Origin of the sequence: Streptomyces hygroscopicus subsp. hygroscopicus, assembly GCF_030269125.1 — a bacterium.
GTDB lineage: Bacteria > Actinomycetota > Actinomycetes > Streptomycetales > Streptomycetaceae > Streptomyces > Streptomyces hygroscopicus_C.
Window position 1 is genome coordinate 236,407 of sequence record NZ_BSSM01000004.1, and the last position, 13,777, is coordinate 250,183.

The following is a 13,777-nucleotide window of genomic DNA, read 5'->3' on the forward strand; positions in this document are numbered from 1 at the left end:
TTGGGACGGCCAGGAACCGTGGGACGCCAGCACCTTGGATCTCACCGTCGAGGGCGACGGCCGGGCCGGAGCTCACCTCGGGCAACGGCCGCGTCGCTCCCGCGAATCCGTTGCAGCCCGAGTTGCAGCCAAGGAGTGGCATGGAAACCCTCATCAACATCGACAACGGTGGGACCCTCACCGATATCTGCGTCTGGGACGGCACCGGCTTCACCTTCACCAAGACGCTCACCACGCCCCACGACCTCTCCGAGTGCCTGTTCACCGGCATGGAGAAGGCTTCGGCGGCCCTGTACGGCACGCCCGACATCGAGCGGCTGCTGCACGCGACCCAGCACATCCGGTACTCGACCACTCAGGGTACGAACGCGCTCGTCGAGCGGCGCGGCCCGATGATCGGCATCCTCACGCCCCTGTCGGGCCTCGGACCGGCGATGCGGTCCACGCCCGCGGAGGACGAACTGTTCGAGAGCCTCGTCGGCGACCGCCTCTTCACCATCGACATGGACGCCGACGACGAGGCGATCGACTTCGAGGTCGTCCAGCAGGTGAACCGGCTGGCCACACTCGGCGCCGCCCGCGTGGTCGTCGCGGGCGGCGACCCGGAGCAGGAGCGCCGGCTGCGGACGGTCCTGCTGCGCAAGTTCCCCCGGCACCTGCTCGGGTCCATCCCGGTCATCTACAGCTGGGACCTGGCCGGCGACCGCAACGACGCCCGCCGGGTCTGGTCGTGCGTCATCAACTCCTTCCTCCACCCGACGATGGAACGGTTCCTCTACAGTGCCGAGCGGCGCCTGAAGACCTACAAGGTCCTGAACCCGCTGCTCGTCTACCGCAACGACGGCGCCTCCTCGCGGGTCGCCAAGTCGGTCGCGCTCAAGACCTACTCCTCCGGCCCCCGCGGCGGGCTGGAGGGCACGGCGGCGCTGGCCCGTGCGTACGGGCTCGCGCACACCCTCATGATCGACATCGGGGGGACGACGACCGACGTCGGCGTGGTCGCCGGTGACCGCGTCGAGGCCGACGAGCGGGGCACGATCAGGGGCGTCCCGGTCTCCTACCCGATGAGCAACGTCCACTCCAAGGGAGTGGGCGGGTCCTCCGTCATCGCCGTCGAGGACGGGCGGATCACGGTCGGCCCCGCGTCCGTGGGGGCGGCCCCCGGGCCGGCGTGCTTCGGCTTCGGCGGCAAACAGGCCACGATCACCGATGTCAATCTGCTCCTCGGTGTCCTCGACCCGGACACCTATCTCGACGGCACGTTCAGGCTGGACCCGGACCGCTCGCGTGCCGTCATCACCGACACCATCGCGACCCCGCTCGGGATCGGCCTCGAAGAGGCCCTGGTCCGGATGGAGCAGGCGTACTTCGAGGCGCTGTCCTCGTCGTTCGCGCACCTGGTGACCGAGGAGACGACCCTGGCCGCGTTCGGCGGGGCCGGGCCGATGAGCGCGGCCGGCGCCGCCCGCCCCGCGGGAGTGCGGCAGGTCCTCGTACCGCGTACGGCGGCGGTCTTCTCCGCGTTCGGGATCTCCTTCTCGGACGTGGGCAAGACCTACGAGGTCGGCGCCCCCAAGCCGACGACCGAGTCGGCGAGGCAGACGTACGACGAACTCCTCGTCCGGGCCGAGCGGGACATGTTCCAGGAGGGCTACGCGCTCGCCGACTGCGAGACGGCCTGGGAGCTCAGCGTCGAGGAGCAGGACGGGACGCCGGTGGCGCGCTTCCCCTACCTCCCCGGCGCACCGGTCGAGCACCCGGGCCGGGAGGTGTCCCTCCGGCTCACCGTCACCGCCCCGCTGCCCCACCCCGAAGTGACCCCGGGTCAGGAGACCGAGGTCCGGCCGGCCCCGGTCGCGGGGACGCGCAAGGTGCGCTCGGCGGCCGACCGGGTCGACGAGGTGCCGGTCCATGTCCTGACCGAACTCGGCCCCGGGGACAGCGCCGCGGGTCCGGCGATCGTCGAGGGCCCCTTCTTCACCGCCCGGGTCCTGCCCGGCTGGACGTTCCGGGTCACCTCGGCCGGCGACCTCCTGCTCCACGACACCCTCTGACCCCCGACCCCCGACCTTTTGGTCTTCCGATCCCGAAGGAGGGCTCCATGCGAGTCCCCATGACCGAGTACCTGGTCATCGACCTGGACACCGAACGCTGGGTGTGCCGCGTCTGCGCCCACGACATGGGCAGCGCGCACGGCAACTACAAGGAGGGGACCCTCGTTCACGACCGGGACCCCCGCGAGATCCACCAGCCGATCATCGACCCCGAGCGGTACGAGTTCACCTTCTCCCCGGACCCGGACTACTGCCGCATCCTCGAGTACTACTGCCCCGGCTGCGGCACCCAGATCGAGACCGAGTACATCCCGCCGGGCCACCCCCCGACGGTCGACATGCTCATCGACGTCGCCGCGCTCCGGGCGCAGTGGGAGGCGCGCGGTGTGGACCCCGAGGAGGTCCACACCTACGGCCCCGGCGCCGACGCCCAGAAGTACACCGCCGCCCTCCGGGCCATCGGCCACATCCGCTGACCGCGCCGCGCGCACACGACACCCCAGGGACACCCATGAAGCGCATCTCCGTCGACATCGGCGGCACGTTCACCGACTGCTTCTTCGTCTGGGACGACCAGTACGTCGAGGCCAAGGCCCTCACCACCCACCACAACCTCGCCCTCGGCTTCAACGAGGCCCTCGATCTGGCGTGCCGGCGGGCGGGACTCGACCGGGGCACCGTCCTCCAGGAGGTCGACTCGGTCCGCTACGCGACGACCCTCGGCACCAACGCGCTCATCGAGCGCAAGGGTCCCAAGGTCGCCGCGATCGTCACCCACGGCTTCGAGGACACCATCCCCCTCTCCCGCGGCCGCGGTTACGGCGAGGGCCTGGACTACTCGATGCAGCAGAACCTGCCCGCGGCCGAGCGGCCGGAGCCGATCGTGCCGCGCCGGATGATCCGTTCGGTCAAGGAACGCGTCAACTCCGCGGGGAAGGTCGTCGCCCCGCTCGACCCCGAGAACGTCCGCGAGGTCGTGCGCGAACTCGTCGACGCGGGGGCGGAGGCGCTGGTCGTCACCCTCGTCAACGCCACCGAGAACCCGGTCCACGAACTCGCGATCCAGGAGATCGTCCTGGAGGAGTTCCCCGCCCACGAACTGGGGGCCATCCCCGTCCTGCTCGGCCACCAGGTCTCCGGCCGCAAGGGCGAGTACGTCAGGGCGACGTCGACGATCATCGACGGCTTCCTCCACGAGATCATGTTCCACGCGCTGTCCCAGCTGTCGAACAACCTGCGCGACTCCGGCTACGACAAGCCGATGCTGGTGATCCACAACTCCGGCGGCATGGCGCAGATGAACTCGACCGATGCCCTCCAGACGATCCATTCCGGCCCGATCGCCGGGGTCGGAGCCGCCGAGCACCTCTCGAAGGAGACGGGGCTCGGGCACGTCATCTCGACCGACATGGGCGGTACGTCGTTCGACATCGGCCTCGTGCCCGAGGGCGGCGTCAAGCACTACGACTTCCTGCCCACGATCGACCGGTGGCTCGTCTCGGTGCCGATGGTCCACCTCGACACCCTCGGCGCGGGCGGCGGTTCCATCGCCACGTACGACCGCATCCACGACTCGATCAAGATCGGCCCGGAGTCGGCCGGCTCGAACCCGGGTCCGGCCTGCTACGACCGCGGGGGTCTGCGCCCGACCGTGACCGACGCCGACCTCCTCCTCGGCTACCTCGAGCCGGACAACTACGCCAACGGCTACATCAAACTCAACCCGAAGCGCTCCCGGTTCGCCGTCGAGGAGACCCTCTGCGACCCGCTCGACATGGACGTCCTCGACATCGCGCGGGCGATCAAGGACGGCGTGGACGAGCAGATGGCGATCGGCATCGGCAAGGAGTTGCGGGTCCGCGGCTACCTGCCGGAGGACTTCACGATGCTCGCCTACGGCGGCAACGGACCGCTCCACGCCTGCGGCGTCGCCCGCCACGCGGGGATCAGGCGCGTGCTGGCGCCGCCGTTCTCCTCGGTGTTCTCCGCCTGCGGCGCCGGGAACATGAAGCAGCTCCACTTCCACGAGCGCGGCGTCCACGTGACGCTGTACAACCCGACGTCACGTCAGCTCTACGCGGACTACGCCGAGTTCAACGCCGTGGTCGAGGAACTGGAGGCGCGCGGACGCGAGGACCTGGTCCGCCAGGGCTTCGCCGCCGAGGACGTGAAGTACCGGCTCGAACTCGACATGCGCTACGGCAACCAGCTGCTCACCCAGGCGGTGGCACTGGAGGACATCAACCGCATGAACGGCGTGGCCGACGTCCTCGCCATGATCAGGATCTTCGGTGACGTCTACAGCCACCGCTTCGGCGCGTCGAGTGCCGCGCCGGAGGCCGGCATCCGGTGCAACACCGTCCGGGTCGCCTCGTACGTCGACGGGGACGTCGTGAGCTTCGAGTCCCTGGAATCCGGGGGAGAGCGCACGGTCCCGACCGAGGCGTCCCGCCGCGACGTGGTCTTCATCGGCCACGACGACCCGATCAGCACGCCCGTCTACGACCACAGCGCGCTCACCCACGAGCACGTCGTCCCCGGTCCGGCGATCGTCACCACGGAGAACACGACGTACCTCGTCGAGCCCGGCTGGAGGCTCGAACCGACGCGCCAGGGCGCGGTCTGGTTCCTCCAGGACTGATCCGGCACCGACCGCCGCCCCGACACGCGAAACAGAAGGAGCCGCTGACATGACCACCATCGACGACAGGCCGTCGACATCCCTGACTCCCCAGGAGCAGCAGTGGGTCGACAAGTTCATGGACGAGACGACCCTCTTCCTCGGACCCGACCCGGCCATCATGCGAGACCACGGCATCGCGCCCAGGTCCGCCCGCGAGGAGCGGGCGATCGTGGCCGGCGTCGACCGGCTTCAGGTCGAGCGCATCCGCAAGCGCATCGCCGGCGCCCTCGACGAGGGCTACGAGATGTGCGAGGCGCAGGGAGCCGCGCCCGGCGCGAAGTGGGGCGACCTCACGACCGCCATCTACACCGCCGCCGGCGACGTCTCCTACCTCTCCTGCCACGGCGTCATCGCCTTCAGCGCGATCCTGCACCACCCGATCCGCTACATCATGAAGTACTGGAAGGACGAACCGACCGTCGGGATCCACGAGGGCGACGGATTCATCCACAACGACGCGCGGTTCGGCAACATCCACAACACCGACCAGTCGATGATCATGCCGGTCATCAGGGACGGCGAGATCATCGCCTGGGTCGCCGCGACCATCCACGAGGGTGAGAACGGCGCCTGCGAGCCGGGCGGTATGCCCTCCGGGTCGGAGACGCCCTTCGACGACGGACTGCGGATGAGCCCTTTCAAGATCGTCGAGCGGGGGCAGCTCCGCCGCGACCTGCTCACCTTCCTCCAGCACTCCGTGCGCGACCCCAAGCTCCAGCTCGCCGACCTCAAGGTGAAGATCACCGCCGTACGCAAGATCATGGAACGGGTCGACAAGATCATCGACGAGGTCGGCGTCGACACCTTCGTCGCGGCCCTGCGCACCACGGTCGAGGACGTCGACGTGGAGGTGCGCCGGCGGATCAGTGAACTGCCCGACGGCACCTACCGTTTCGACCAGTTCATGGACTCGACCCTGAAGGAGAACATCCTCATCAAGTTCGCCTGCAAGGTGACGGTCAAGGGCGAGAAGATGACCATCGACCTGCGCGGCACGGGACCGGAGATCCTCAACCGGGCCATCAACAGCCCGCTCTGCTCGGTCAAGTCGATGATCATGCAGGCCATCCTGGCGTTCTGGTGGCCCGACCTGCCGCGCTGCACCTCGGCCATGAGCTGCATCGAGATCATCTCGGACGAGGGCACCTGGGCCGACGCCTCCTACGACGCGCCGATGGGGCAGTCGCTCCAGGCATCGTTCCGCGGCTTCTCCGCCGCGCAGGCGCTCTACAGCCGGATGTCCTTCTCCACCCCGGAGAAGTACAGCAACGTCGTCGCGAACTGGTTCAACCAGATCAACACGTTCCTGTGGGGCGGAATCACCCAGCACGGTGACACGGTCGGAAACCTCTGCGCGGACCTCAACGGCATGCCGGGCGGTGCCAAGCCCTTCCGCGACGGCGAGGACGCGGTCTCCCCGCTCTTCTGCGCGATGGCCGACACCGCCGAACAGGAGGTCATGGAGGAGGAAGTCCCCTTCATGCAGCTGGTGTCCAAGCGACTCGTCCGCGACAACATGGGGTTCGGGAAGTTCACGGGCGGCATGGGTTACGAGATGATCGTCGCCGCCGAGGGCACGCCGCAGTGGGGCTTCATGACGGTGACGTCGGGGTCGAAGTTCTCCTCCATCTACGGCATGTACGGCGGCTACGGCTGCGGCACCTACCCGCTCGCCATGGTCAAGGGGACCAACGTCTACGAGCACATCCGCCGGGACAGCGGGAAGTTCGACCTGTCGATCGAGAAGGTCATGAACGAGCGCCCCTTCGAGGACGGCCGCTACGCGACCTCGCACATGGGCCTTCAGTTCGACATCGCCAAGGACGGCGAGCTGTACATGATCAGTCAGGGAGCCGGCGGCGGTTACGGCGACCCCCTGGAGCGGCTCCCCGAATCGGTCGTCAAGGACGCCGAACTCGGCCGGATCAGCCAGAAGGCCGCCGAGGAGATCTTCGGGGTGCGCTACGACGCGGAGACCTTCCGCCTGGACGTCGAAGGCACCCGGGCGGCGCGCGACGCCGCCCGCGGGGCCAGGCTCCGCCGGGGCAAGCCCTATGCCGAGTTCTGCGCCGAGTTCGTCACGCCCGAGCCGCCGAAGGACCTGCACTACTACGGATCCTGGGGTTCGGACACCGACGACATCACGGCGACGGTCTTCACCATCGACGGCCCGCAGCGGGTGACGGCCCCGCTGAAGGAACTCCCGATCGTCATGGTCCCCGACCGGCGCGAGGTCAAGATCGCCCGACTCGAGGAGCGGGTCCGCGAACTGGAGGACAAGCACGGCGAGGAAGTGCGCCGCAAGTCCTGATCCGCCGTGAACCCAGCCAGCTTCTCGCAACGCACAAGGAGTCAGCCATGAAGGCTCTCGTCTACCACGGCTCGGGCCGCACGTCGTGGGACACCGTCACCGACCCGGCCATCGAGTCGCCCACGGACGTCATCGTCAAGATCGACGCCACCACCATCTGCGGCAGCGACCTGCACATCCTCAGGGGCGACGTGCCCGCGGTCGCCGAGGGCCGCGTCCTCGGGCACGAGGGGGTCGGGACGGTCGTGGCGACCGGGAGCGCCGTCACCACCCTGGCCGAGGGCGACCAGGTCATCATCGCCTGTATCAAGAACTGCGGGCGGTGTGACAACTGCCGCCGCGGGCTCCACTCCCACTGCGCCGGCGACGAGGGGGCACCGGGCGTCGGGTGGATCCTCGGACACCTCGTCAACGGCACCCAGGCCGAGTACGTTCGCGTGCCGTACGCCGAGACCTCACTGCACAGGTTGCCCGAGGGGATCACCCCCGCGCAGGGAGTGATGCTCTCGGACATCCTGCCCACCGGGTTCGAGATCGGCGTCCGCTACGGGCGCGTCAAGCCCGGCGACACCGTGGCGGTCATCGGCGCCGGGCCGGTGGGCCTGGCGGTGGCGGCCACGGCGGGGCTCCAGGGTGCCGCCCGGGTCATCGCGATCGACGTCGACGACCACCGCGCTCGGCAGTCACTCTCCTTCGGCGCCACCCACGCCGTGAACTCCGGGAACAGCGGCTGGCGGGACGAGGTGCTCGCGCTCACCGACGGGGACGGGGCGGACGTCGTCGTGGAGGCGGTCGGGATCCCGCAGACGTTCGCCATGGCGCTCGACCTGGTCCGTCCGGGCGGGAACGTGGCCAACGTCGGAGTACACGGCAAGCCGGTCGAGCTGCCGCTCCAGGACCTGTGGATCAAGAACATCGCGATCTCCATGGGCCTGGTGAACACCGACACCCTGCCGATGCTGCTCCGGCTGGTGCGCGACGGGCGGCTGCCCGTGGACCGGTTCGCCAGCCACCACTTCCCGCTCGACCGGATCCTCGACGCGTACGACACGTTCGCGGACGCCGCCAGGACGAACGCCCTCAAGATCGTCCTGGGCGGCTGAGTCCGTCCGGCACCAGGTGGGGAGCCGGAGCCCGGCTCCCCACCCCCTCGTCCGAGCCTCTCCTCGACCCCAGGAACGCCCATGGCCATGGCCTTCGCCACCCTCCTCTCCGCCCCGCCCTCCGGCCGACGGACCGCGCTGGTCGTCGACCACCAGCGCTACGCCCCGGCGGTCATCCTCCAGGGCCGCCCCGTCCCGTGGACCGACCCGGTCGCCTTCGCGCAGTACACCGGGCAGGTCCAGGGCCTGCTCCGCCCCGACACCACTCTGCTGGATCTGGGCGCCTACTACGACGACGTCCTCACCCGCGACGACACGCTGCGCGCCGGCCTGTCGGCCAGGACGCGGACCGGCTACGCCCTGCGCACGCTGCTGGCCCACGAGCCCACCGCCGTCGCCGCCGTCGAGCTGGCCGAGGTCGTGGCGCGGGCCTCGGCCACGCCGCTCGTGGTGCAGATCCCCTCCCCGATGCTGTGGCTGGCGCGGACCCACGAACTCAGCGGCGCCGGCCCGATCACTGACCTGACCACCGATCACGCGGAGACCGCCGCGATGTACGTCGCGGACTGGCTGCGGCGGCTGGCCGCGCCGCCGGTCTCGATGCTGCTGCTCGACGAACGCGACCCAAGCGCGGGCGAGTTGCCGCAACCCGACGACAGCGTCTACGCGCCGGTCGCCAACGTGACCGACCACTACCGCTGGGCGCTGGGCCGCCGGACCGGGCAGGGCGTGACGGTCGGCGGGTCCGGGCTGACCGGACCCCGGATCCCGCAGGAGTTCTGGCACGGGGACGGCGTGGCGCTGCCGTCCGGTGACTTCCTGCTCGCCGACATCCCCGCGGACGCCGCGCCCGAGACGGTCCTCGCCCAGCTCGCCAAGCTCAACTGACCGGAAAGGAAGCAACGGTGGACAAAGTGGTCGCCACTGCGGCCGAGGCCGTGGCAGGCATCCAGGACGGGGCGTCGATCGCCTCGGGCGGCTTCGGGGTCTGCGGCATCCCCGCCGTGCTCATCGACGCCGTCGTAGCGGCCGGCGTGAAGGGCCTGGAGGTCTTCTCCAACAACTGCGGAACCGACGGCGTGGGCCTCGGCAAGCTGCTCGACCGCGGCCGGATCCGCAGGATCGTCGCCTCCTACGTGGGGGAGAACAAGGAGTTCGCCCGGCAGTACCTCGGCGGCGAACTGGAGGTCGAACTCACCCCGCAGGGCACCCTCGCCGAGCGGCTGCGCGCGGCCGGCACCGGCATCCCCGCGTTCTACACCAGGACCGGCACCGGCACGGCCGTCGCCTCGGGCGGCCTGCCGTGGCGGTACGACCCCGACGGCCGGGTCGCGATCGCCTCGCCGCCCAAGCCGACCGCCGAGTTCGACGGCACCTCGTTCGTGCTGGAGCGGGCCCTGCCGGCGGACTTCGCGCTGGTCCGCGCGTGGAAGGGGGACCGGCACGGCAACCTGGTGTTCCGCAAGGCAGCCCGCAACTTCAACCCGGTGTGCGCCATGGCCGGCCGGATCTCCGTCGCCGAGGTCGAGTACCTCGCCGAACCCGGCGAGCTCGACCCGGACGCGGTCCACCTTCCCGGTGTCTACATCGACCGCGTCCTTCCGCTGACGTCCGGGCAAGTCGCGCACAAGGGCATCGAGCGGCTGACCACCAGGCCCCGGCGAAGCACGGGACGAGGAGCGTGACCATGGCACTGACCAGAGACCAGATGGCCGCCCGCGCCGCACGGGAGCTGAGGGACGGCGACTACGTCAACCTGGGCATCGGGCTGCCGACCCTGGTGCCCAACCACGTCGACGACGCCGTGGAGCTGGTGCTCCAGTCCGAGAACGGCATCCTCGGCACCGGTCCGTACCCGTACCAGGGGGACGAGGACCCCGACCTGATCAACGCCGGGAAGGAAACCGTCACGGTGCGGCCCGGCGCGAGCTTCTTCGACTCCGGTGCCAGCTTCGGGATGATCCGCTCGGGTCGGATCGACGTGGCGATCCTGGGCGCGATGCAGGTCTCGGCGCGGGGCGACATCGCCAACTGGATGATTCCCGGAAAGATGGTCAAGGGAATGGGCGGCGCGATGGACCTGGTGCACGGCGCCCGCAGGGTGATCGTTCTGATGGAGCACGTGGCCCGGGACGGCACCTTCAAGATCGTCGAAAACTGCTCGCTGCCCCTCACCGGCGAACGCGTGGTCCAGCGGATCATCACCGACCTGGCCGTGCTGGACGTCACCGACCGCGGACTGCGTCTCGTCGAGTGCGCGCCCGGGGTCACCGAGGCCGAGGTCCGCGCCGCGACCGAGCCGGAGCTGATCCCGGTTCCCGCGTGAAGCCCGCGCGGCTGTCCGGTGCGCCTGCGTCGCCGTGCCGGGCGAGGGCGGCCGCGCCCTGCGACGGAGTGCCCAACCGGCCGGCCCGCCGACGCATCGGCGGCACCGGTGGATCGCCGCGGGGAACACGCCGTCTTCGAACCGAGCCGCGGGCTCGCATGCGACCTCGTGCCGGGCGGTGTCGTCCCGCCGGTCGGGGGCCGGCGGGCGGTCACCGGCGGAACGGCGGTGCCGGCGGTTGCGGGTGCGGCCGGCCGGTTTCCGGGATCGTGCGCCCGAGCCCGAGCCCGAGCCCGAGCCCGCGCGGGCAGGCGCGGTGGGAGGGGCGCGTCTGCGAACCCCGGATACCCGTCAGAGCCTGAGCGCCGCGGAGAATCGGCTCGTGGCCTCGGGACCGGCCGGGCCCTGGTGCGGGCGCGGCCTCGGAGGCTCAGGCGAGGCCGGCCGCCGCGACTGCCAGGGCGGCGCTTAGGGTGGCCGCGAGGTCGGCACGGGCGGCCGTGGGGCTGGTGCCCGGCTCCGCCGTACGCCAGGCGTGGTGTTCGACGGCCGCGCGCAGGGCGGCGTTGAGCATGGCCGCCCAGATGGCCGGCCGTGTACGTCGTCGGCCGGCGGACCGGCCCTCTGGGCGAGGGCGCGCGCGAAGGCGGGTTCCGCCCCGTCGTGGGTCTGCTGCCGGACGGCGCACGGACCGGCGGCGCTCGGCCCCCCTTCGTCAACGTGGGCCGGGTGGCGCGGCCGGAGGAGCAGGCGGCGGCGATCCTGTTCCTCGCCTCGGACGCCGCGAGCGACGTCAACGGCGCGATCCTGCCCGTCGACGACGGCTGGTCGGCGGTCTGACACGGCGCCGCCCGCTCACGGCAAGGGCGTCAGCCGGTGACTCCGAGCTGGCTCAGCAGGGTCTCGTTGTCCTCGATGTGCCAGTCCTCGACGATCTTGTCGGTACCGGCGTGCTGGATGTCGATGGCGTTGAAGCGGACCTGCTGACCCTTGCCTCGGACTCCGTTGAAGGTGCCGGTGAAGTGGCCGCGGAAGACCAGCCGGGCGGTGATCTTGTCGCCTGTGATCAGGAGGTCGGCCAGTTCACAGGTCAGGTCGGGGACGGCGGCGCGGAAGTTCTTCGAGGCGAACGCCGGGCCGGTCGGTCCCTGCGGGCGGCCGGCGGGCAGGGTGTCGTCCTTGAAGTGCGGGCTGACGGCGGCGTCGAGGTACTTCTGCTCCCCGGTGTTCCAGAAGGTGTACAGCTGCTGGGCCAGGCGTACCTCCTGGGAGGCGCGCCGCCTGCCGATCGAGCGGTCCACGGTCAGCGCCGCGGGCTGGACCAGGCCGGGCGTGCGGTCGATGAGGCTGCGCGGCGACGCCTGCGTGCTCGGCTCGCCGGCCTGGCGGTGGTAGTCCACGGCGCCGACGGCCATACCGATGCCGGCCGTGAGCGCTGTCGCGCCGGCGAGGGCGGCGGCGGTGACGAGGATGGTACGGGTCAGCTTGTGCATGAGCGGATTCCTTTGGCTGTGCTTGATGCGGTTGTCGTAGCGGTTGTCGTAGCGGTGAAGGGGGTGAGGACCGCGCGTGTGTCCGGCGACCAGCGGGCCCACCGGCCGACCGCTGGAAACGAGCCAGGGGTGTTCGGGCCCGCCGGTGAGGTGGTCGGCGGGGCGAGCCCGGAGCGGCGCGAGCGCGCCGGACACAGACGCGAGCCCTCGCGGCGAGGGTCAGATCTGGCGCAGCGCGCCGCCGTCGACGGCCCACTCGGCGCCGGTGATCTGGCGCGCGAGGGGCGACAGCAGGTAGGCGATGACCCGTGCGACATCGTCGGGGCCGCCGAGCCGGGCCGTGGGCAGGCGTCGCACCTCGCGGACGAAGTGGTCGATCGCCGCCTCCGGTTCCAGGCGGAACTGGGCGGCGAGCTGCTCGGCGAATCCGCCGGGGCCGTCCCACAGCCGGGTCCGGGTCGGTCCCGGCGCGACGACGTTGGAACGCACCCCGCGCGGGCCGAACTCGGCCGCAAGCGTCTTGGACAACGACAGCAGCGCGGTTTTGGCGGCCGCGTAGTCCACCAGCGGCACGTCCGGCATCCTGGCCGCCTCGCTGGTGACGTGGACCAGGGAGCCGCCGCGCACGAGCAGGGCGGGCAGCGCGGCTCGGGTCATCCGCACCGCGCTGTGGAAGTTGAGCTCGAACGTGGCGTGCCACTGCTCGTCACTCACGTCCAGGAAGCCGGTGCGGGAGTCCAGCCCGCCGACGTTGTTGACGAGGCCGTCCAGACGCCCGTACCGGGCGAGCACCTCCGCCACCACCCGCTGGGCGGCGCCGGGTTCGGTGAGGTCGGCCGCCAGCCCACTGACCTGCGGGCCGAGGGCTTCGACGCCCTCGGGGTGGCGGGCCACGGCGACGACAGCGGCGCCCTCCGCCGCCAGGACGCCCACCGTGGCCTCGCCGATCCCGGCGGACGCGCCGGTCACCACCACGACCGCGTCATCGAGTCGAAGATCCATCAGCCGGGCTCCTTTCAGGCGAGGCGGCCGCCGCCGTCGACGTGCAGCACGGTGCCGGTGACGTACGGGTTGTCGAGGGCGTAGAACACGGCCTTGATCAGGTCGTCCGGGGTACCGACGCGGCGGGCGGGGTTGCGTTCGGCCACCTGGCGCAGGAACGACTCCTTGTCCGCGCCCAGCCCGTCCCAGGACCCGCTGTCGACGATGCCCGGCGAGACGGCGTTGACCCGCACCGGCGCGATCTCGACCGCGAGTGCCTGGACCAGGAAGGCCAGCGCGCCGTTGGTGGTGGCCATCACGGTCCGCGACGGCGCCGGACGCCACGCGGCCACACCGGAGAAGAAGGTGAACGAACCGGTATCGGCGACCTGGCCGCCCAGATGCTTGGCCAGCAGCAGGGGGCCGACCACCTTGGCGGCGAACGCCCGCTGGACGTCGGCGAGTTCGAGGTCCTTCAGCGGACCGTTGGCCGGCATGGCCGCGGTGGAGACCAGGTGGTCGAAGCGGCCGACCCGCTGGGACAGGGCCGCGATCGTGGCCTCGTCGGCGAGGTCGACCGTGATCACCTCGGACGGCCCGGACAGCTCGCCGGCGGTCCACTCGAGCTTGCGCGGATCGGGACCGGCCAGGACGAGGTCGGCGCCGGCGGCGGACGCCGCCTGGGCGAGCCGGCAGCCGGTGCGGGAACCTGCGCCCACCACGACCAGGCGCTGCCCCTCGAGGAACGCGGAACGGGACATGGGAGTACTCCTTCGAGGTGTCGGGGAGCGACCGCCGCGCTTTGCCCGCGGCGGTCACACCACGA

Annotated in this window: 12 protein-coding genes and 1 pseudogene; 9 read left to right on the forward strand and 4 right to left on the reverse strand. The window is 70.9% G+C overall.

Annotation, left to right across the window (positions count from 1 at the left end; translation table 11 throughout):
* Positions 1 to 140: 140 nt before the first annotated feature.
* The 8 genes from QSK45_RS11865 (at position 141) to QSK45_RS11900 (ending at position 10,477) form a co-directional block, all read left to right on the forward strand.
* A complete protein-coding gene (locus tag QSK45_RS11865; protein WP_285555922.1) occupies positions 141 to 2,054 on the forward strand; it encodes a hydantoinase/oxoprolinase family protein in 1,914 nt (637 codons plus the stop codon).
* 47 nt (positions 2,055 to 2,101) lie between these two features.
* Positions 2,102 to 2,530, forward strand: a complete 429-nt coding sequence (locus tag QSK45_RS11870; protein WP_285555924.1) for an acetone carboxylase subunit gamma — start codon at positions 2,102 to 2,104, stop codon at positions 2,528 to 2,530.
* 35 nt (positions 2,531 to 2,565) lie between these two features.
* On the forward strand, positions 2,566 to 4,695 hold the full coding sequence (locus tag QSK45_RS11875) for a hydantoinase/oxoprolinase family protein (RefSeq protein ID WP_285555925.1): 2,130 nt from the start codon (positions 2,566 to 2,568) through the stop codon (positions 4,693 to 4,695).
* A 49-nt stretch (positions 4,696 to 4,744) separates the two neighbouring features.
* Positions 4,745 to 7,048, forward strand: a complete 2,304-nt coding sequence (locus QSK45_RS11880; RefSeq protein ID WP_285555927.1) for a hydantoinase B/oxoprolinase family protein — start codon at positions 4,745 to 4,747, stop codon at positions 7,046 to 7,048.
* A 47-nt stretch (positions 7,049 to 7,095) separates the two neighbouring features.
* Entirely contained in the window at positions 7,096 to 8,151 is a 1,056-nt protein-coding gene (locus QSK45_RS11885; RefSeq protein ID WP_285555929.1) for a zinc-dependent alcohol dehydrogenase family protein, read from the forward strand.
* A gap of 81 nt (positions 8,152 to 8,232) precedes the next feature.
* Positions 8,233 to 9,039, forward strand: coding sequence for a hypothetical protein (locus QSK45_RS11890; protein WP_285555931.1), 807 nt, complete (start codon positions 8,233 to 8,235; stop codon positions 9,037 to 9,039).
* Positions 9,040 to 9,056: 17 nt separating this feature from the next.
* Positions 9,057 to 9,836, forward strand: coding sequence for a CoA transferase subunit A (locus tag QSK45_RS11895; RefSeq protein WP_285555934.1), 780 nt, complete (start codon positions 9,057 to 9,059; stop codon positions 9,834 to 9,836).
* A 2-nt stretch (positions 9,837 to 9,838) separates the two neighbouring features.
* Complete coding sequence (locus tag QSK45_RS11900; protein ID WP_285555936.1) at positions 9,839 to 10,477, forward strand: CoA transferase subunit B; 639 nt, start codon at positions 9,839 to 9,841, stop codon at positions 10,475 to 10,477.
* Between the two features lie 430 nt (positions 10,478 to 10,907).
* On the opposite strand, the gene QSK45_RS11905 is transcribed toward QSK45_RS11900, so the two are convergent.
* The gene (locus QSK45_RS11905; protein ID WP_285556345.1) at positions 10,908 to 11,051 is read right to left on the reverse strand and encodes a hypothetical protein; all 144 of its coding nucleotides are present in this window, start codon (positions 11,049 to 11,051) and stop codon (positions 10,908 to 10,910) included.
* A gap of 108 nt (positions 11,052 to 11,159) precedes the next feature.
* Here QSK45_RS11905 and QSK45_RS11910 point away from each other — a divergent pair.
* Positions 11,160 to 11,317: pseudogene (locus QSK45_RS11910) on the forward strand (SDR family oxidoreductase); the annotation flags it as partial.
* Positions 11,318 to 11,346: 29 nt separating this feature from the next.
* Here the strand turns inward: QSK45_RS11910 and QSK45_RS11915 are convergent.
* The 3 genes from QSK45_RS11915 to QSK45_RS11925 all read right to left on the reverse strand — a co-directional run bounded on the left by QSK45_RS11915 (position 11,347) and on the right by QSK45_RS11925 (position 13,712).
* A complete protein-coding gene (locus QSK45_RS11915) occupies positions 11,347 to 11,970 on the reverse strand; it encodes an ester cyclase (protein ID WP_285555938.1) in 624 nt (207 codons plus the stop codon).
* A 219-nt stretch (positions 11,971 to 12,189) separates the two neighbouring features.
* Positions 12,190 to 12,972 (reverse strand): SDR family NAD(P)-dependent oxidoreductase, encoded by a 783-nt coding sequence (locus tag QSK45_RS11920; protein WP_285555940.1) that lies wholly within the window; start codon positions 12,970 to 12,972, stop codon positions 12,190 to 12,192.
* A 14-nt stretch (positions 12,973 to 12,986) separates the two neighbouring features.
* Complete coding sequence (locus tag QSK45_RS11925; protein ID WP_285555942.1) at positions 12,987 to 13,712, reverse strand: SDR family oxidoreductase; 726 nt, start codon at positions 13,710 to 13,712, stop codon at positions 12,987 to 12,989.
* Positions 13,713 to 13,777: the final 65 nt, after the last annotated feature.

Excerpts from the sequence above, each read along its gene's own strand:
- QSK45_RS11890 (WP_285555931.1), top strand. The coding sequence starts at position 8,233 with ATGGCCATGGCCTTCGCCACCCTCCTCTCCGCCCCGCCCTCCGGCCGA.
- QSK45_RS11920 (WP_285555940.1), bottom strand. The coding sequence starts at position 12,972 with ATGGATCTTCGACTCGATGACGCGGTCGTGGTGGTGACCGGCGCGTCC.
- QSK45_RS11875 (WP_285555925.1), top strand. The coding sequence starts at position 2,566 with ATGAAGCGCATCTCCGTCGACATCGGCGGCACGTTCACCGACTGCTTC.
- QSK45_RS11880 (WP_285555927.1), top strand. The coding sequence starts at position 4,745 with ATGACCACCATCGACGACAGGCCGTCGACATCCCTGACTCCCCAGGAG.
- QSK45_RS11870 (WP_285555924.1), top strand. The coding sequence starts at position 2,102 with ATGCGAGTCCCCATGACCGAGTACCTGGTCATCGACCTGGACACCGAA.
- QSK45_RS11885 (WP_285555929.1), top strand. The coding sequence starts at position 7,096 with ATGAAGGCTCTCGTCTACCACGGCTCGGGCCGCACGTCGTGGGACACC.
- QSK45_RS11925 (WP_285555942.1), bottom strand. The coding sequence starts at position 13,712 with ATGTCCCGTTCCGCGTTCCTCGAGGGGCAGCGCCTGGTCGTGGTGGGC.
- QSK45_RS11915 (WP_285555938.1), bottom strand. The coding sequence starts at position 11,970 with ATGCACAAGCTGACCCGTACCATCCTCGTCACCGCCGCCGCCCTCGCC.
- QSK45_RS11905 (WP_285556345.1), bottom strand. The coding sequence starts at position 11,051 with ATGCTCAACGCCGCCCTGCGCGCGGCCGTCGAACACCACGCCTGGCGT.
- QSK45_RS11900 (WP_285555936.1), top strand. The coding sequence starts at position 9,839 with ATGGCACTGACCAGAGACCAGATGGCCGCCCGCGCCGCACGGGAGCTG.
- QSK45_RS11865 (WP_285555922.1), top strand. The coding sequence starts at position 141 with ATGGAAACCCTCATCAACATCGACAACGGTGGGACCCTCACCGATATC.